This window comes from Oerskovia jenensis, from assembly GCF_016907235.1.
Lineage (GTDB): Bacteria > Actinomycetota > Actinomycetes > Actinomycetales > Cellulomonadaceae > Oerskovia > Oerskovia jenensis.
On record NZ_JAFBBO010000001.1, the window covers coordinates 380,080 to 398,452 of the forward strand.

An 18,373-nucleotide genomic window follows, 5' to 3' on the forward strand; every position below is an offset into this window, starting at 1 on the left:
GCGGTGTCAGGCAGCGTCGCCACGGGCGACCAGCTCGCGGGCGAGCTGTCGGTAGGCCACCGCACCCGGGTGGGACGGTGCGTAGACCGTGATGGGCTCGGCCGCGACCGACGCGTCGGGGAACTTCACGGTGCGCCCGATCACGGTGTGCAGGAGCTTGTCGCCGAAGGCCTCGTGCACGCGGGCCACGACCTCGCGCGAGTGCAGGGTGCGCGAGTCGAACATGGTCGCGAGGATCCCGTCGACCTCGAGGCGCGGGTTGAGGCGGTCGCGGACCTTCTCGATGGTCTCGACGAGCAGCGCCACGCCGCGCAGTGCGAAGAACTCGCACTCGAGCGGGATGAGGACCCCGTGCGCCGCGGTGAGCGCGTTGACGGTCAGCAGCCCCAGGGAGGGCTGGCAGTCGACCAGGATCACGTCGTACTCGTCCTGCACGGGGCGCAGCACCCGGGCCAGGACGGACTCGCGCGCGACCTCGCCCACGAGCTGGACCTCGGCCGCGGACAGGTCGATGTTCGCGGGCAGCACGTCGAGGTTCTCGACCGCCGTGGGGACGATGACCTCGCGGATGTCCGCACCGCGCTCCATGAGGAGGTTGTAGACCGTGCGGTCGAGCTCGTGCGGGTTGACGCCCAGGCCCACCGACGCGGCGCCCTGGGGGTCGAAGTCGACGAGCAGGACCTTGCGCCCGTACTCGGCCAGCGTCGCGCCCAGGTTGATGGTCGTGGTCGTCTTGCCGACCCCGCCCTTCTGGTTGCACATCGCGATGATGCGTCCCGGGCCGTGCGTGGCCAGCAGGGCCGGGACGGGGAACTCGGGGACCTCGCGGCCGACCGGATCGACCTTGAAGAGGCCGTCGGGTACGGATCCCGCACGGCCGTCGACGGCGCCTGCCGCCGCTGCGACGCGTGCGTCGTGCGGTCCGGCGGCGTCCTGGATCTCGCTCGGGGCCTGGCTGCTCACGTCCGCCACGCTACCTCAGGGGTCCGCGTGCGACGTGTGCACGCGCCGGAGTGGCGCGAACCCGCACACGACCCTGTCTCAGCCCAGCGCCCGCGGGTGGGCCGACGCGTAGACCTCGCGCAGCGTCTCGCGCGTCACGAGCGTGTAGATCTGCGTCGTGGTGACCGAGGCGTGCCCCAGGAGCTCCTGGACCACCCGCACGTCGGCGCCGCCCGCGAGCAGGTGCGTCGCGAACGAGTGCCGCAGGGTGTGCGGCGAGATCCGCTCGGGACGGTCGAGCCCTGCTCGCTCGGCCGCGGTGCGCAGGACCGCCCACGCGCTCTGGCGGCTCAGACGCGCGCCGCGCGTGTTGAGGAAGACCGCAGGGGTCCCGCGCCCCGTGGCGGACAGCGCCGGGCGCCCCCGCACGAGGTAGGCGTCGAGCGCCCGGACCGCGTACGATCCCACGGGCACGACACGCTCCTTGGCCCCCTTGCCGAACAGCCGCACGGCCCCCGAGCCCAGGTCCAGGTCGTCGACGTCGAGGCTCACGGCCTCGGAGATGCGGGCCCCCGTGGAGTACACGAGCTCGAGCAGCGCGCGGTCGCGCAGGGGGCCCGGCCCCTCCCCCGCGCCGGCGGCCTCGAGGATGGCCTCGACCTCGTCGGTCGAGATGGCCTTGGGCAGGCGCTTGCCCTGCGCGGGCGGGCGCACCTCGGCCGACGGGTCGGACGCGGTGTGCCCCTCGAGCGCGCAGAAGCGGTGCCAGCCTCGCACCGCTGCCACCGACCGGGCGGTCGACGACGGCGAGAGGAGAGCGGCGCCGTCGGACCCCGTACGGACCGTGGTGACGTACTCCGTGACGTCGACCGGCGTCACGTCCGCGGGCTCGGTCCGACCCCGGGCCGCGAGGTAGGCGGCGTACCGGGCGAGGTCGCGGCGGTACGCCGAGACGGTGTTCTGCGACAGCCCGCGCTCGACCGTCAGGTGCGCGAGGTACTCGCGCACGGCCCGGTCGAGGGCCGCGGGCAGCGGCGGTGGTGCGGGGGGCTTCGGGGCTTCGGCCCCGTCCACGGCGTCAGGCCCGACGACGGGCGCGGACCCCCTCGCAGCGGCGCGCGTCATCGCGCACCGGCTGCTGGGTGTTCGGTCATCCCGTGGGTCCCGGGCCGGCCGTCAGAAGGGGAGGAAGACGTCGACCGCGACCGCGACGAACAGCAGGGTCAGGTACGTGATCGAGGCGTGGAACACCTTCATCGCACCGAGCTTGCCCTTGGTCGGGTCGTTCGCCCGGCGCAGCATCATGACGCACAGCGCCAGGAACCAGGCACCCAGACCGATCGCGACCACCCCGTAGACCCAGGTCATGGGTGCGAGCCACCACAGCGCGAGCGACGAGGCGATCATCGCGACCGTGTAGGCGATCATCTCGCGCGCGACCTTGCGGTTGTCGGCGACGACGGGGAGCATCGGGACGCCCGCGTTGGCGTAGTCCTTCTTGAACTTGATGGACAGCGGCCAGTAGTGCGGCGGCGTCCAGAAGAAGATCACGAGGAACAGCGCGACCGCGGACCAGCTGAGCGACCCGGTGACCGCGGACCAGCCGATGAAGACCGGCATGCAGCCCGCGATGCCGCCCCACACGATGTTCTGCGGGGTACGGCGCTTGAGGATCATGGTGTAGCCCACGACGTAGATCGCGATGGCCGCGAACGTGAGCCACGCCGAGGGGGCGTTGACCAGCAGCGCGAACCACAGCAGCGCGATCACGCCGAGCGCCGTTGCGAACACGAGCGCAGCACGCGGCGAGATCTCGCCCGTCACGAGCGGGCGCCGCTTGGTGCGGTTCATGAGCTCGTCGATGTCGCGGTCGATGTAGCAGTTGAAGACGTTGGCCGACGCCGCGGCGAGCGTGCCGCCGACGAGCGTCTTGACGACCAGCCAGAAGTCCGGGAACCCGCCCTGGGCGAGGATCATGGTGGGCAGCGTCGTCACGAGCAGGAGCTCGATGATGCGCGGCTTCGTCAGGGCGACGTACGCGCCGATCGTGCCGCGGATCCCCGCGACGGCATGGCCGTCCGCGGCGACCCGGGGCTGTCCGGCGACCTGCGCGGTCGCGGCAGGACGAGACGGGAGACCCGTCTCGTCGATCGGTGCCTGGCTCGTGGTGTGCACGCGCTTCGGGGTTCCGTTCTGGCGAGGAAAGCTGGGGGGCGTCGTCCGGCGGTCGGTGCGCGTCGGCGCCGACCCGCTGGACATCCGTCCTATGTTACGTCGGCCCCTCCGTCACCGCCGCCCTGCGCGACGCACAAAAGTGTGAGATCCGACCGAAATCCACGTGGTGGGCGGGGCAGGGCGCCGCCACGGGGTCCACGTATAGGCTGGGTGGAGCAACCGACGGCCTGGTGCCCCGGTGGGCACCCGAGGGCTCCGACCCCGACGCCCACCGCCGCGACCGGCCGGTCGCCTGCCCGGCCCCCCGCTCCGCCTGTGAGCGACCGGGTGCGTGCGACGGAATTGTTCATCGGTTGATCTTTGTTGTTCCGACGATGATCCGGGGCCAGGCTCCGGACGGGAAAGAGGTCCGGTGAACGCGTTCGTTCCTGCCAACCAGCCCCTCGAGTGGTCCCCCCTGGACGACCAGGCCGTCAAGACCATCAAGGCCCTCGCGGCCGACGCGGTCGAGAAGGTCGGCAACGGCCACCCGGGGACCGCGATCTCGCTCGCGCCCGCTGCGTACCTGCTCTTCCAGAAGGTCATGCGCCACGACCCCGCCGACTCGCACTGGGTCGGCCGCGACCGCTTCGTGCTCTCCGCGGGCCACTCCTCGCTCACGATCTACCTCCAGCTCTTCCTCGCCGGCTACGGCCTCGAGATCGAGGACATCGAGGCGCTGCGCACGTGGGGCTCCAAGACCCCCGGCCACCCCGAGTACAAGCACACCAACGGCGTGGAGATCACCACGGGCCCCCTCGGCCAGGGGCTCGCGTCCTCGGTCGGCATGGCCATGGCCGCCCGCCGGGAGCGCGGCCTGCTCGACCCGTCGACCGCTCCCGGCGAGAGCCCGTTCGACCACCACGTCTACGTCATCGCCTCGGACGGCGACCTGCAGGAGGGCGTGACCTCCGAGGCCTCCTCGATCGCGGGCCACCAGCAGCTCGGCAACCTCATCGTGATCTGGGACGACAACAAGATCTCGATCGAGGACGACACCGACATCGCGTTCACCGAGGACGTCCTCGCGCGCTACGCGGCCTACGGCTGGCACACCCAGAAGGTCGACTGGACCCAGGGCGGCACGGGCTACGCCGAGAACGTCGACGAGCTCGCCGCGGCCGTCGCCGCCGCGCAGGCCGAGACCGGCAAGCCCTCGATCATCGCGCTGCGCACGATCATCGGCTGGCCCTCGCCCACCAAGCAGAACACCGGCGGGATCCACGGCTCGGCCATGGGCGCCGACGAGATCCGCGGCCTCAAGGTCGAGCTCGGCCTCGACCCCGACAAGACGTTCGACGTGCCCGCCGAGGTCCTGGCCTACACGCGTGCCGTGGGCGAGCGCGGCGCCGAGCTGCGCGAGCGCTGGGACACCGCGTTCGAGGCCTGGAAGGTCGCCAACCCCGCGGGCCACGCGCTGCTGCAGCGCCTCGAGGCCCGCGAGCTGCCGGCCGGCTGGACCGAGTCCCTGCCGACGTTCGAGGCCGGCAAGGACGTCGCGACGCGCGCGGCCTCGGGCAAGGTCCTCTCGGCCCTGGCCGACACGCTGCCCGAGCTCTGGGGCGGCTCGGCCGACCTCGCGGGCTCGAACAACACGACCATGGACGGCGAGCCCTCGTTCGTCCCCGCCGAGCACGCGACCAAGAAGTTCCCGGGGCACGAGTACGGCCGCACGCTGCACTTCGGCATCCGTGAGCACGCCATGGGCTCGATCCTCAACGGCATCGTCCTGCACGGCGGAACCCGCGCCTACGGCGGCACGTTCCTCACGTTCTCCGACTACATGCGCCCCGCGGTCCGCCTCGCGGCCCTCATGGAGATCCCGTCGACGTTCGTCTGGACGCACGACTCGATCGGCCTGGGCGAGGACGGACCCACGCACCAGCCGATCGAGCACTTCGCCGCGCTGCGCGCCATCCCCGGCCTCGACGTCGTCCGCCCGGCCGACGCCAACGAGACCGCGTGGGCCTGGCGCACGATCCTCGAGCACACCGACCGCCCGGCCGGCCTCATCCTGACCCGCCAGAACGTCCCGACGTTCCCCCGCGGCACGGACGGCTTCGCCGACGCCTCGGGCACCGCGAAGGGCGGCTACGTGCTGCTCGACACCGAGGGCACGCCCGACGTGATCCTCATCGGCACGGGCTCCGAGGTCCAGCTCGCGGTCGAGGCGCGCGAGCAGCTCGCGGCCGAGGGCATCGCGGCGCGCGTCGTGTCGCTGCCGAGCCGCGAGTGGTTCGACGCGCAGGGCCCCGAGTACCGCGAGAGCGTGCTCCCGGCCGCCGTCAAGGCACGCGTCTCGGTCGAGGCGGGCATCGCCCAGGGCTGGCGCGACCTGGTCGGCGACGCCGGCCGCTCCGTGAGCCTCGAGCACTACGGCGCGTCCGCGGACTACAAGATCCTCTACCGCGAGTTCGGGATCACGTCCGAGGCCGTCGCGGCCGCCGCGAAGGACTCGATCGAGTCGGCTCGCACCGGCGCCGCTCCCGGCGGCGTGGCGATCCCCTCGGTCGGTGGCACTGGCGACCAGCTCTGACCATCCGTAGATTCCAGGAGGGGGCGGGTTCTGCCCGCCCCCTCCCGGGACGTCCGTGAGGACACCTGGGACGTCCGCGAGGACGGCCGCCAGACGACGAGAGGGAGAACCGTGACCGTGCACCACAGTGCAGCACCAGCACCCGTCCGCGAGCTGTCGGAGGCAGGTGTCTCCATCTGGCTGGACGACCTCTCCCGAGAACGGCTGCGCAGCGGCGGGCTCGCCGACCTCACCACCTCCCGCGCCGTCGTCGGTGTCACGACCAACCCGACGATCTTCGCGGGTGCGCTCGCGAAGGGCGACGCCTACGACGCCCAGCTGACCGAGCTGGCCGCCGCCGGGACCGACGTCGAGGCCGCGGTCGAGCGGATCACGACGGACGACGTGCGCGCAGCGGCCGACGTCCTGCGCCCCGTGTACGACGCGACCGACGGCGTCGACGGCCGCGTGTCGATCGAGGTCGACCCTCGCCTGGCGCGCGACGCCGACAGCACGGTCGCGACCGCCGTCCGCCTCTGGCGCACGGTCGACCGCCCCAACGTCCTGATCAAGATCCCCGCGACCGTCGAGGGTCTCGACGCGATCGAGCGCACCCTCGCCCAGGGCATCAGCGTCAACGTGACGCTCATCTTCTCCCTGGACCGCTACCGCCAGGTCATGGACGCGTTCCTGTCCGGCCTCGAGCAGGCGCGCGACGCCGGGCACGACGTGACGCGTGTCGCGTCGGTCGCGTCCTTCTTCGTCTCGCGCGTCGACTCGGCCGTCGACTCCGCCCTGACCGCGATCGGGACCCCCGAGGCCCTCGACCTGCGCGGGCGCGCCGCGATCGCCAACGCGCGGCTCGCGTACGAGGCGTACGAGCAGGTCGTCCAGACCGACCGCTGGCGTGCGCTCGAGTCCGCGGGAGCCCACCCGCAGCGCCCCCTGTGGGCCTCGACCGGGGTCAAGAACCCCGACTACCGCGACACCATGTACGTCGACGAGCTCGTCGCGCCAGGCGTCGTGAACACCATGCCGCAGGCCACGCTCGACGCGTTCGCCGACCACGGCGTCGTGCTGGGCAACACCGTCGCGGGCACGTACACGGCCTCGCGCTCGGTCCTGGCGACCATCGAGTCGTTCGGGGTCTCGCTCGACGAGGTCACGCGGCACCTCGAGGTCGAGGGGGTCGAGAAGTTCGAGGCGAGCTGGTCCGACCTGCTCGCGACCGTCGCGGACGGCCTGGCCCGCGCGGGCGGCGACGCGTCGTGACCCGCGCCCTCCCCCGGCGAGCCGTGGCGGGCGACTCGGACGTGGACGCCCTCCGAGAGCGCCCCGGCCACCGCCTAGGCTCTATCCCGGTCCGCAGGACGGACCTTTCGACCATTCCAGCCCACGCCGACGAGAACGGTGACATCAGTTGAGACCGGCAAAGATCAGCGCAGAGCACAACCCGCTGCGCGACCCGCGTGACCTTCGACTCCCCCGCATCGCCGGGCCCTGCGGCCTGGTCATCTTCGGCGTCACGGGCGACCTCGCCCGCAAGAAGCTCATGCCCGCCGTGTACGACCTCGCCAACCGCGGGCTCCTCCCGCCTGGCTTCGCGCTCACGGGCTTCGCCCGTCGCGACTGGGAGGACCAGGACTTCGCCCAGGTCGTCCACGACGCCGTCAAGCAGTACGCTCGCACGCCGTTCCGCGAGGCGACGTGGAAGCAGCTCGCCGAGGGCATCCGGTTCGTCCAGGGCGAGTTCGACGACGAGCAGGCGTTCGAGCGCCTGCGCGCCACGGTCGAGGACCTCGACAAGGAGCGCGGCACGGGCGGCAACCACGCGTTCTACCTGTCGGTCCCCCCGAGCGCGTTCCCGCTGGTCTGCGAGCAGCTCTCACGGTCTGGCCTGTCGAAGTCGAGCGAGGACGCCTGGCGTCGCGTGGTCATCGAGAAGCCGTTCGGTCACGACCTGCACAGCGCGCGCGAGCTCAACGACGTGGTCTCGAAGGTCTTCGACCCCGACTCGGTCTTCCGCATCGACCACTACCTGGGCAAGGAGACCGTCCAGAACATGCTGGCGCTGCGGTTCGCCAACCAGCTCTACGAGCCCATCTGGAACGCGAACTACGTCGACCACGTCCAGATCACCATGGCCGAGGACATCGGCATCGGGGGCCGTGCGGGCTATTACGACGGGATCGGCGCCGCGCGCGACGTCATCCAGAACCACCTCGTCCAGCTCCTCGCGCTCACCGCGATGGAGGAGCCCGTGTCGTTCGACGCGGAGTCGCTGCGCGCCGAGAAGCTCAAGGTGCTCTCGGCCGTGCGCCTGCCTCGCGACCTGGGGCGTCACACCTCGCGCGGCCAGTACTCGGCCGGGTGGCAGGGCGGCGAGGAGGTCGTCGGGTACCTCGAGGAGGACGGCATCTCGCCCGACTCCACGACCGAGACGTTCGCCGCGATCCGCGTCGACATCGACAACCGCCGCTGGGCCGGGGTCCCGTTCTACCTGCGCACCGGCAAGCGCCTGGGCCGGCGCGTGACGGAGATCGCCGTCGTCTTCAAGTCGGCCCCGCACCTGCCGTTCGAGTCCTCCGCGACGTCCGAGCTCGGCAAGAACGCGCTCGTCATCCGCGTCCAGCCCGACGAGGGCGTCACGATCCGCTTCGGCGCGAAGGTCCCCGGCACCGCCATGGAGGTCCGCGACGTCACGATGGACTTCGGCTACGGGCACGCGTTCACCGAGTCCTCCCCCGAGGCCTACGAGCGCCTCATCCTCGACGTCCTGCTGGGCGACCCGCCGCTCTTCCCGAGCCACGAGGAGGTCGAGCTCTCCTGGAAGATCCTCGACCCCATCACGTCGTACTGGGAGTCCAAGGGCACGCCGGACGCGTACCGCTCCGGGACGTGGGGCCCCGAGTCGGCCGACGAGATGATGGCCCGCGACGGGCGCACCTGGCGGCGACCGTGACCGTGACCGCACCGAACTCCCGCCTGTCCCGGATCCCCGGCCGGACCTCGAACTGGAGCCTCACCTCATGATCATCGATCTCCCCGAGACGACGACCAATGCGGTCAACAAGCGCCTCGTGAAGCTGCGCGACGAGGGCGGCGCCGTGGCCCTCGGCCGCGTCCTGACCCTGGTCGTCCTGGCCGAGGAGGCCGACGTCGAGGACGCGGTCGCAGCGGCCAACGGCGCCTCGCGCGAGCACCCGTGCCGCGTCGTGGTCGTCGCTCCCGCGAACAAGCGCACGGCGGCCCGGCTCGACGCCCAGATCCGCATCGGCGGGGACGCGGGCGCCAGCGAGGTCATCATCCTGCGCCCGTCCGGCCCTCTCGTCGCACACACCGACACCCTCGTGATGCCCCTCCTGCTGCCCGACGCGCCGATCGTTGCCTGGTGGCCCCGGGAGACGCCCGACAACCCGTCCGCGGACCCGGTCGGCCAGATGGCCCACCGCCGCATCACGGACGCGGTCAACGCGGGCAAGTCGCTCCAGACGCTCCAGCGCCTGAGCAAGAGCCACCACCCGGGCGACACGGACCTCGCGTGGACCCGCGTGACCCTGTGGCGCGGGCTCATCGCGGCGGCGCTCGACCAGCCGCCGTACGAGTCCGTCACGGCCGTCGAGGTCGAGGGCGAGGAGCACCACCCGTCGGTCGACGTGCTCGCGGCGTGGCTCGCCCAGCAGCTCAGGTGCTCGGTCAAGCTGGTCCGTCGCCGGGGCGTGTCCGGGATCACCAAGGTGACCCTCGTCCGCAAGGGCGGCGCGATCGTGCTGTCCCGACCGGACGGCCGCATCGTGACGCTGACCCAGCCGGGCCAGCCCGACCGTCGCATCTCGCTGCCGCTGCGTCAGCTCGAGGAGTGCCTGACCGAGGAGCTGCGCCGCCTCGACCCCGACGAGGTCTACGGCGAGGTCCTCACCAAGGGCCTCGCGAGGATCGGCGAATGACGGCCGACGCGGGGACCGGCGCCCGCGCGCACGGGCCGCGCCTCGTCGTCGTGCACCCCGATGCGGGCGTGCTCGCCGAGGCCGTCGCGGCCCGGCTCCTGACCCGCATCCTGGACATCCAGTCCGTACGGTCGCCCGTCCACGTGGTCCTCACGGGTGGCACCGTCGGGATCAGGTCCCTCGCGGCGGTCGCCGCGCACCCCGTGCGCGACGCGGTCGACTGGACCGGGGTGCACCTGTGGTGGGGCGACGAGCGCTTCCTGCCCACGGGCGACCCCGAGCGCAACGAGACGCAGGCGCGCGAGGCCCTCCTCGACCACCTGCCGACCCTGCCCCCGCAGAACGTGCACGTGATGCCCGCGCCGGGAGACGGCGTCGGGTCACCGGAGGAGGCGGCCGCGCTCTACGCGGACGAGCTCTCGCGCTTCACGCCCGACGGCGGTGCGCACCTCGCGTTCGACGTCCTCCTGCTCGGCATGGGCCCGGACGGGCACGTCGCGTCGCTCTTCCCCGGGAACGCGGCGCTCGACGCCGACGGGGCGACGACCGGGGTGCACGACTCCCCCAAGCCGCCGCCCGAGCGCGTCTCGCTGACGTTCGCCGCGATCCAGGCGGCCCAGGAGGTCTGGGTCGTGGCCGCGGGAGCGGAGAAGGCCCCCGCGGTCGCCTCCGCCCTGGCGGGCGACCCGGTGACGACGACCCCGGCAGCCGGTGCGCTCGGCACGCAGCGCACGCTGTGGCTCGTCGACCTCGCGGCCGGCACGACCGACTGAACGAGGGTCCTGCCCGGCTCCCGCGGCCGGGCCGGACCCTCGACCTCGACGCACGACGGGGCCCGTCCGATGATCGGACGGGCCCCGTCGTGCTGTGCGAGCTGTGCGTGCGAGGACGTGCCTACCGGCTGCGGCGGCGCGCCCGGAGCGCGGCGAGCGCCTCGTCGAGAAGGGCCACGCCGTCCTCGTCGCTGCGGCGCTCCTTCACGTACGCGAGGTGCGTCTTGTAGGGCTCGTTGCGCAGAGCGCTGGGCGGGTTCGCCGGGTCCTGCCCACCGGGAAGACCGCACCGGGGGCAGTCCCAGGTCTCGGGCGTGACGATCTCCACCTCGGACGAGAAGCTCGGGCGCGTCTCGTGCCCGTTGGCACACCAGTAGGAGACCCAGGTACGCGGAGCGACGTCGCCCCGCTCCGTCTCCCCGAGCGGGCCGGCACCGACGCGCGACCCCTTGATAGCACTACCACCAGCCACGACTTCACTCCCCTGACTAACGACCGCCCCGGTACCGGAACGGTTCCCACCCTGTGCCGACGGCGTCGGCGCCGGGTCAGCTGACCTTCTGGATGAGCCCCAGAAGGATGATCACGACGGTCCAGGTGATCGCGAACGTGATGGTGATGCGGTTCAGGTTGCGCTCGGCCACACCGGAGCTGCCGGCGCTGCTCGAGATGCCGCCGCCGAACATGTCGGACAGGCCGCCGCCCTTGCCCTTGTGCATGAGCACGAGGAGGGTCAAGAAGCCGCTGGTGATGACCAGCAGGATCTGGAGAATGATGCGCAGCGCGTCCACGAGTACGTCCTTGGCTCTGGGTCCACGTCGAGAAGTCGAGGGCGGACCGCAACGGGTGTCCTGGACCGACCTGCGAGGCACAGGTACGGCACCGAGGACAAGGGTAGGCGACGCGGGCCCGATCCGACGAACCGTTCCGCCCGGTGGTCGATGCTGCCGGTCGGGACACCTCGCCCCAGGGTCTACCGCGAGAAAAGGCCACCGCTCGTGCGGTGGCCGGCTGCCGGGCCGCGCCGTGCGGCGCGACCCGGCAGCAGAGGACCTCAGGCCCCGTGGTGCGCCTGGAAGCGCGCGATCTTCGCGAACTCCTCGGGGTCGAGGCTCGCGCCACCGACCAGCGCGCCGTCGACGTCCTGCTCCTTCATGAGCTCGGCGATCGACGAGGACTTGACCGAGCCGCCGTAGAGCACGCGCACGGCGTCGGCCACCTCGGCCGAGTAGAGCTCGGCGAGACGGGCACGGATCGCGCCCGCGACCTCCTGCGCGTCCTGCGGCGTGGCGACCTCACCGGTGCCGATGGCCCAGACGGGCTCGTAGGCGATGACGACCTTGGCGGCGTCCTCGGCCGAGAGCCCCTCGAGCGCGCCGTCGACCTGAGCGAGCGTGTACGAGACCTGCTCGCCGGCCTTGCGGATGTCGAGCGCCTCGCCGACGCAGATGATCGGGACCAGGCCCTGCGCGAGCGCGGCCTTCGACTTGGCGTTGACGAGCGCGTCGTCCTCGCCGTGGTACTGGCGACGCTCCGAGTGGCCGATCGCGACGTAGGTCACGCCCAGCTTGCTCAGGAACACGGGCGAGATCTCTCCCGTGTAGGCGCCCGAGACGTGCTGCGAGACGTCCTGCGCGCCGTACGTCAGCTCGAGCTTGTCGGCGTCGACCAGCGTCTGCACGCTGCGCAGGTCCGTGAACGGGACCAGGACGGTGACCTCGACGGCCGAGAAGTCGTGCTTGGCGTCCTTGAGGGCCCAGGCGAGCTTCTGGACCGTGTGGATGGCCTCCTGGTGGTCCAGGTTCATCTTCCAGTTGCCCGCGATGAGCGGGGTACGTGCATCAGTCATGGTGTGTCTACCTTCTGTGAGCCGTGAGGCTGCGGTGGTGGGGGTCAGGCCTCGAGGACTGCGAGCCCCGGGAGGGACTTGCCCTCGAGGAACTCCAGGCTCGCGCCGCCACCGGTCGAGATGTGGCTGAAGCCGGCCTCGTCGAAGCCGAGGATGCGCACGGCTGCGGCGGAGTCGCCGCCGCCGACGATCGTGAACGCGCCGTTCGCGGTCGCGTCGACCAGGGCCTGCGCGACGGCACGCGTGCCACCCGAGAACGCCTCGAACTCGAAGACACCCGCGGGGCCGTTCCAGACGACCGTCTTGGCGTCGACGATCTTGCTCGCGAAGAGCTTGGCCGACTCGGGGCCGATGTCCAGGCCGATCTTGCCGTCCGGGATCGCGTCCGCGGGCACGACCTCGTAGGGCGAGTCGGCGGCGAACGAGTCGGCAGCGAGGATGTCGGTCGGCAGGACGATCTCGACGCCGGCCTTCTCGGCGTCCGCGAGGTAGCCCTTGACGGTCTCGATCTGGTCCGTCTCGAGGAGCGAGTTGCCCACCGAGTAGCCCTTGGCCGCGAGGAACGTGAAGACCATGCCGCCACCGATGAGCAGGCGGTCCGCCTTGGTCAGCAGGTTGGCGATGACCCCGAGCTTGTCGGAGACCTTCGAACCACCGAGCACGACGACGTAGGGACGCGCGGGGTCCTCGGTCGCCTTCTTGAGGGAGTCGACCTCCTTGAGGACCAGCTCGCCGACCGCGGACGGCAGCACCTTGGCGATGTCGTAGACCGACGCCTGCTTGCGGTGCACGACACCGAAGCCGTCGGACACGTACGCGTCCGCGAGCGAGGCGAGGTCCGCGGCGAGCGACTCGCGCTCGGCGTCGACCTTCGAGGTCTCGCGAGCGTCGAAGCGGATGTTCTCGAGCAGCGCGACCTCGCCGTCGCCGAGCGCGGCGACCGTGGCCTTGGCGGACTCGCCGACGGTGTCGTCCGCGAGCGTCACGGGCGCGCCGAGCAGCTCGCCCAGGCGGGCGGCGACGGGAGCGAGGGAGTACTTGGCGTCGGGCTCACCCTTGGGACGCCCCAGGTGCGCGGTCACGACGACCTTCGCGCCGGCGTCGGTCAGCCGCTTGAGCGTGGGGAGCGCGGCGCGGATGCGGCCGTCGTCCGTGATGGTCGTCCCGTCGAGGGGGACGTTGAAGTCCGAGCGGACGAGCACGCGCTTGCCGCGCAGGTCGCCGAGGGAGTCGATGGTCTTCATGAGCACACTCCTGGTCTGAACAGGGTCGAAACAGGTCACGTCACACATGACTGCGTCCGCGTGCATGGGCGGCCAACCGGGCCGGCCACGCACGCGGACGCAGAATTCACCTCACGTCGCAGGGACGGAGATCAGAGACGAGCACCCACGTACTGCGTGAGCGAGACGAGCGAGCTGGAGTAGCCCCACTCGTTGTCGTACCAGGCGACGACCTTGACGAGGTCGCCGCTCACCTTGGTGAGCTTCGAGTCGAAGATCGAGGTGTGCGGGTCCGTGACGATGTCCGAGGAGACGATGTCGTCGTCGACGTACTTCAGGACGCCCTTGAGCGGGCCCTCCGCGGCGGCCTTGACCGCAGCGTTGACCTCGTCGACCGTGACGGTCTTCGAGGCGGTGAAGGTGAGGTCCGTGGCCGAACCGGTGATGACGGGGACGCGCATCGCGAAGCCGTCGAGCTTGCCCTTGAGCTCGGGGAGCACGAGGGCGACGGCCTTGGCCGCACCGGTCGAGGTGGGGACGATGTTCTGCGCGGCCGCACGGGCACGACGCAGGTCCTTGTGGGGGCCGTCCTGGAGGTTCTGGTCACCCGTGTACGCGTGGATCGTGGTCATGAGACCGCGCTCGATGCCGATCGCGTCGTTGAGGGCCTTGGCCATCGGGGCGAGGCAGTTCGTGGTGCACGACGCGTTGGAGATGATGTGCTGCGTCGCGGGGTCGTACTGCTCGTGGTTCACGCCGACGACGAAGGTGCCGTCCTCGTTCTTCGCCGGAGCGGAGATGATGACCTTCTTGGCGCCGGCCTCGATGTGAGCCTTGGCCTTGGTCGCGTCGGTGAAGAAGCCGGTCGACTCGATGACGATGTCAGCACCGAGCTCGCCCCAGGGCAGGTTCGCCGGGTCGCGCTCCTCGAGGGCACGGATGGCCTTGCCGTCGACGATGATGTTGTTCTCGTCGAAGTCGACGCTCAGCGGGAAACGACCCAGGACGGTGTCGTACTTCAGCAGGTGCGCGAGCGTCTTGTTGTCCGTGAGGTCGTTGACACCCACGATCTCGATGTCCGCCCCCGACGCGATGATTGCGCGGAAGAAGTTACGTCCGATACGACCGAAGCCGTTGATACCGACGCGGATGGTCACAATGCCCTCCTCAGGGCGCGCCGGTGTTTCCGACGCACACGGTTGATGCCGAACGATCACGTACTACGGCGTACGTAGGTGGTAACGGCGAAGTACTCCCCCACTGGATGCCTCGCGGCGTGGACTCCGGGAATCTCGCAGGGCCACAGCGACAGCTGCGACTCAACAGGGTCCCGAAGACCTCAGTGAAGGAGCACGTCTTTGTCACCTGACATCCCCGATCCTATACCCGAAGCGCCCCATCTCGTGACCTGAGGGCGGATCTGAGACGCCCACGAACGCACCGTGGGAATGTGACCAGGGTCCGAGACCGACGTCACACCGGGCGTGTCGGCCGTCGCTGTGCCAGACGCGTGCCAGACGCGTGGCAGGCCCGTGGCTGGCCCGTGGCAGGCCCGTGGGCGGCGCCTGCGGCGCACGGACGAGACGCGCACGGCGCACCGAGCGACGCGCGCGAGCACCGCGCGGCGGACCCGTCGGCCGGTCGTGCCGGGCGTCGCCCGAGGACGGGCGCGCAGGGCGGTCGACCTTCTCGCGCAGACACCGACGAGGGGTGCGCGCCGAGCGGCGCGCACCCCTCGTCGGCCGGTCGCCCCCGCCCTCCCGGCACGGCCGACCGCTCCCGGCGCGCCCCCGGGGCGTGCCGGTCAGACGTCGAGCAGGTCCGGGCTCAGGCCGGCCTCGGTGTCGGGAATCCCGAGCTCGGCCGCCCGCTTGTCGGCGGTGGACAGGAGCCTGCGGATACGACCCGCCACGGCGTCCTTGGTCAGCGGCGGCTCGGCGAGCTGCCCCAGCTCCTCGAGCGACGCCTGCTTGTGGGCGAGTCGCAGCTCCCCGGCCTCCCGAAGGTGGTCCGGCAGGTCCGGGCCCAGGATCTCGAACGCGCGCTCGACGCGTGCGCCGGCAGCCACCGCGGCACGGGCCGAGCGGCGCAGGTTGGCGTCGTCGAAGTTCGCGAGTCGGTTCGCCGTGCCGCGCACCTCGCGGCGTTGACGCCGCTCCTCCCAGACCACCACGGTCTCGTGCGCCCCGAGGCGGGTCAGCATCGCGCTGATCGCCTCACCGTCCCGGATCACGACCCGGTCGACCCCGCGGACCTCACGCGCCTTCGCGGCGATCCCGAGCCGACGAGCGGCACCCACGAGCGCGAGCGCCGCCTCGGGTCCCGGGCAGGTCACCTCGAGCGCCGACGAGCGCCCCGGCTCCGTCAGCGAGCCGTGCGCGAGGAACGCGCCCCGCCACGCCGCCTCGGCCTCCCCGACCCCGGCCGAGACCACCTGCGGCGGCAGCCCGCGGACCGGACGGCCCCGGTTGTCGAGCAGGCCCGTCTGCCGGGCGAGCGACTCGCCGTCCTTGACGACCCGCACGACGTACCGGCTCCCCCGGCGCAGCCCCCCGGCCGAGACCACGATCAGCTCGCTCGCATGTCCGTACACGTCGCTGATCGTCTGCCGGAGCCGGCGCGCAGCGATCGCCGTGTCGAGCTCCGCCTCGATCACGATGCGCCCCGAGATGATGTGCAGCCCTCCCGAGAACCGCAGCGTGGCAGAGACCTCCGCCTTGCGGCAGGAGGTCTTGTCCACCTTGAGTCGCGCGAGCTCGTCCTTCACCTGTGCCGTCAACGCCATGGCGACATCCTCCCATCAACGAGCAACGATCGTGACCGCGTTCTGCCAGCAGACCAGCCGCGGCGAGAGTTCGCACCGCTCACGCGGCAGACCTGCCGGCTACCTGCATAGGGGGCTGGGGCCCGTGTCGGTCGCGGCCGGGTCGTCGACCGCGGCACCAGCTCCGACGCGACGTCCGCGGCGGGTCCTGCTCAGCGGGTCGAGGTCCCCACGTCCCCCAGGAAACCGTCGAAGACGTCGCGCAGCGCGGCCGCGAGCCGCAGCGCGTCGTGCTGCGGCGTACCGTCCGAACGCCCCACCTGCCGCAGCAGCAGGCGCGCTCCCGTCCGGGCCGACTCGTCCGCGAGCAGGCCGACGTCCTCGGCCGCGCTCGGGTCGGCGATCACCGCGTCGATGCGCAGGCTGGGTGCGTGCTTGTGCAGCGCCTCGAGGTGGTCGGTCGCGGTCAGGCCGTAGGTCTCGCCCGACGTGTTCGAGAGGTTGAGGACGACGCAGCGCCGGGCAGTGGTCTCGTGCAGCGCGTGCGCGAGCTCGGGGACCAGCAGGTGCGGCATGACCGAGGAGTACCAGGAACCCGGTCCCAGGATCACCCAGTCGGCCGCCATGACGGCGTCGACCGCCTCGGGGCACGCGGGCGGGTCGGGGGGGACGAGCCGGAGCTGCTCGATGCGGTCGTGCGTCACGGCGACCTGGCTCTGCCCCACGATCGTCGTCAGCCCCTGGGCGGTCCGCACGTCCGCCTCGATCCCGAGGGGGACGGCCGCCATGGGCAGGACCCGCCCCCTGGCACCGAGCAGCTTGCCGACCCAGTCGAGGCCCGCGACCGGGTCGTCGAGGAGCTCCCACAGCGCGACGATCAAGAGGTTCCCGACCGCGTGCTGGTCCAGGTCGCCGCTCGAGGAGAACCGGTGCTGCAGCACCGAGCTCCACGTCCGACCCCACTCGGAGTCGTCGCACAGGGCCGCGAGCGCCATGCGCAGGTCCCCGGGCGGGAGCACGCCGAGCTCGGCCCGCAGGCGCCCGGAGGACCCGCCGTCGTCGGCGACGGTCACGACGGCCGTGATGCGGTCAGACATGAGACGGAGCGCGGAGAGCGTCGCGGACAGGCCGTGCCCGCCGCCGAGCGCCACGACTGCCGGGTTGACGAGGGTCACCGCTACTCCTTGCCGAGGTCGCGGGCCGTCACGGTCACGCGCTGTCCGACGGCGCGCAGCCGTTGGGCGAGCACCTCCGAGATGGCGACCGAGCGGTGCTTGCCGCCCGTGCAGCCCACGGCGATGGTCACGTACCGCTTCTCCTCCGCGAGGTAGCCGGCCAGGACGGGCTCGAGCGCGCTGACGTACCGGTCGACGAACTCGAGCGCCCCGGGACGGGCCAGGACGTAGTCGCGCACGGGCTGGTCGCGCCCGGTGAGGTGCCTGAGCTCGGTGATCCAGTACGGGTTCGCGAGGAACCTCATGTCGACGACGTGGTCCGCGTCGAGCGGGATCCCGTACTTGAAGCCGAACGAGACCACGTTGATGCGCAGCGTGTCGGGGGTTCCCTCGGCCACGGCCGCGCGGACCTCGCGCGCGAGGTCGTGGACGTTGAGCTCCGAGGTGTCGATCACGACGTCGGCGCGCTCCTCGACGCTCGCCACCAGGCGTCGCTCCTCGGCGATGCCGTCCAGGATGCGCCCGTTGCCCTGCAGGGGGTGCGGGCGCCGGACCTGCTCGTAGCGGCGCACGAGGACCTCGTCGGACGCGTCGAGGAACAGGATCCGGTAGAAGACCCCGGCGTCTCGCAGGTGCTTGAGCACGTCGAGGAGGTCGGTGAAGAAGCCACCTCCGCGCACGTCGACGACGGCCGCGATGCGCTGCACGCTCGACCCTGCACGCGTCATCATGTCGACGAGCGGCACGAGCATGCGCGGGGGCATGTTGTCGACGACGTACCAGTCCAGGTCCTCGAGCACCGCGGCCGCACGCGAGCGCCCGGCGCCCGAGAGCCCGGTGATCACGAGGACCTCTGCGTCCGACCGCTCGGGGGCGTGGGTGGTCGCCTCGATCGCGGGGATGCCCTGAGGGACGGTCGTCGGGGAGGGTTCGGTGCTCATGCCACCAGCATGCCAGCCGGGCGCGCCGCC

The 18,373-nt window shown here is 71.6% G+C and carries 16 protein-coding genes; 5 read left to right on the forward strand and 11 right to left on the reverse strand.

The window, feature by feature from the left end; genetic code table 11:
• Positions 1-6 precede the first annotated feature (6 nt).
• From JOD49_RS01765 to JOD49_RS01775, 3 genes are all read right to left on the reverse strand, one after another.
• The gene (locus tag JOD49_RS01765) at positions 7-963 is read right to left on the reverse strand and encodes a ParA family protein (RefSeq protein ID WP_307822311.1); all 957 of its coding nucleotides are present in this window, start codon (positions 961-963) and stop codon (positions 7-9) included.
• 78 nt (positions 964-1,041) lie between these two features.
• Positions 1,042-2,067, reverse strand: coding sequence for a site-specific tyrosine recombinase XerD (gene xerD, locus JOD49_RS01770; RefSeq protein ID WP_205305718.1), 1,026 nt, complete (start codon positions 2,065-2,067; stop codon positions 1,042-1,044).
• A gap of 51 nt (positions 2,068-2,118) precedes the next feature.
• Positions 2,119-3,201 carry a heme o synthase gene (locus JOD49_RS01775; protein WP_239525119.1) on the reverse strand — a complete coding sequence of 361 codons (1,083 nt, stop codon included), beginning with the start codon at positions 3,199-3,201 and terminating at the stop codon, positions 2,119-2,121.
• A 328-nt stretch (positions 3,202-3,529) separates the two neighbouring features.
• On the opposite strand from JOD49_RS01775, the gene tkt reads away from it, so the two are divergent.
• The 5 genes from tkt to pgl all read left to right on the forward strand — a co-directional run bounded on the left by tkt (position 3,530) and on the right by pgl (position 10,391).
• Positions 3,530-5,692 carry a transketolase gene (gene tkt / locus JOD49_RS01780; protein WP_205305719.1) on the forward strand — a complete coding sequence of 721 codons (2,163 nt, stop codon included), beginning with the start codon at positions 3,530-3,532 and terminating at the stop codon, positions 5,690-5,692.
• Positions 5,693-5,803: 111 nt separating this feature from the next.
• Positions 5,804-6,943, forward strand: coding sequence for a transaldolase (gene tal / locus JOD49_RS01785; RefSeq protein ID WP_307822312.1), 1,140 nt, complete (start codon positions 5,804-5,806; stop codon positions 6,941-6,943).
• 148 nt (positions 6,944-7,091) lie between these two features.
• Positions 7,092-8,633: a glucose-6-phosphate dehydrogenase gene (gene zwf / locus JOD49_RS01790; protein ID WP_205305720.1), complete on the forward strand. Its 1,542-nt coding sequence runs from the start codon at positions 7,092-7,094 to the stop codon at positions 8,631-8,633.
• A 67-nt stretch (positions 8,634-8,700) separates the two neighbouring features.
• Complete coding sequence (opcA, locus tag JOD49_RS01795; RefSeq protein WP_205305721.1) at positions 8,701-9,618, forward strand: glucose-6-phosphate dehydrogenase assembly protein OpcA; 918 nt, start codon at positions 8,701-8,703, stop codon at positions 9,616-9,618.
• Positions 9,615-10,391, forward strand: a complete 777-nt coding sequence (gene pgl, locus JOD49_RS01800) for a 6-phosphogluconolactonase (protein WP_205305722.1) — start codon at positions 9,615-9,617, stop codon at positions 10,389-10,391. The genes opcA and pgl overlap by 4 nt, the downstream gene beginning before the upstream one ends.
• 121 nt (positions 10,392-10,512) lie before the next feature.
• On the opposite strand, the gene JOD49_RS01805 is transcribed toward pgl, so the two are convergent.
• The 8 genes from JOD49_RS01805 to rapZ all read right to left on the reverse strand — a co-directional run bounded on the left by JOD49_RS01805 (position 10,513) and on the right by rapZ (position 18,343).
• The gene (locus tag JOD49_RS01805) at positions 10,513-10,863 is read right to left on the reverse strand and encodes an RNA polymerase-binding protein RbpA (RefSeq protein WP_205305723.1); all 351 of its coding nucleotides are present in this window, start codon (positions 10,861-10,863) and stop codon (positions 10,513-10,515) included.
• Between the two features lie 76 nt (positions 10,864-10,939).
• Entirely contained in the window at positions 10,940-11,182 is a 243-nt protein-coding gene (gene secG, locus JOD49_RS01810; RefSeq protein ID WP_056651589.1) for a preprotein translocase subunit SecG, read from the reverse strand.
• A 263-nt stretch (positions 11,183-11,445) separates the two neighbouring features.
• Positions 11,446-12,240 carry a triose-phosphate isomerase gene (gene tpiA / locus JOD49_RS01815; RefSeq protein ID WP_205305724.1) on the reverse strand — a complete coding sequence of 265 codons (795 nt, stop codon included), beginning with the start codon at positions 12,238-12,240 and terminating at the stop codon, positions 11,446-11,448.
• A 44-nt stretch (positions 12,241-12,284) separates the two neighbouring features.
• Positions 12,285-13,484 carry a phosphoglycerate kinase gene (locus tag JOD49_RS01820; protein WP_239525120.1) on the reverse strand — a complete coding sequence of 400 codons (1,200 nt, stop codon included), beginning with the start codon at positions 13,482-13,484 and terminating at the stop codon, positions 12,285-12,287.
• A gap of 131 nt (positions 13,485-13,615) precedes the next feature.
• Positions 13,616-14,620: a type I glyceraldehyde-3-phosphate dehydrogenase gene (gene gap, locus JOD49_RS01825; RefSeq protein WP_205305726.1), complete on the reverse strand. Its 1,005-nt coding sequence runs from the start codon at positions 14,618-14,620 to the stop codon at positions 13,616-13,618.
• A gap of 647 nt (positions 14,621-15,267) precedes the next feature.
• Complete coding sequence (gene whiA, locus JOD49_RS01830) at positions 15,268-16,248, reverse strand: DNA-binding protein WhiA (RefSeq protein WP_205305727.1); 981 nt, start codon at positions 16,246-16,248, stop codon at positions 15,268-15,270.
• Between the two features lie 191 nt (positions 16,249-16,439).
• Entirely contained in the window at positions 16,440-17,402 is a 963-nt protein-coding gene (locus JOD49_RS01835) for a gluconeogenesis factor YvcK family protein (protein WP_205305728.1), read from the reverse strand.
• Positions 17,403-17,404: 2 nt separating this feature from the next.
• Positions 17,405-18,343, reverse strand: coding sequence for an RNase adapter RapZ (rapZ, locus tag JOD49_RS01840; RefSeq protein WP_205305729.1), 939 nt, complete (start codon positions 18,341-18,343; stop codon positions 17,405-17,407).
• Positions 18,344-18,373 lie beyond the last annotated feature (30 nt).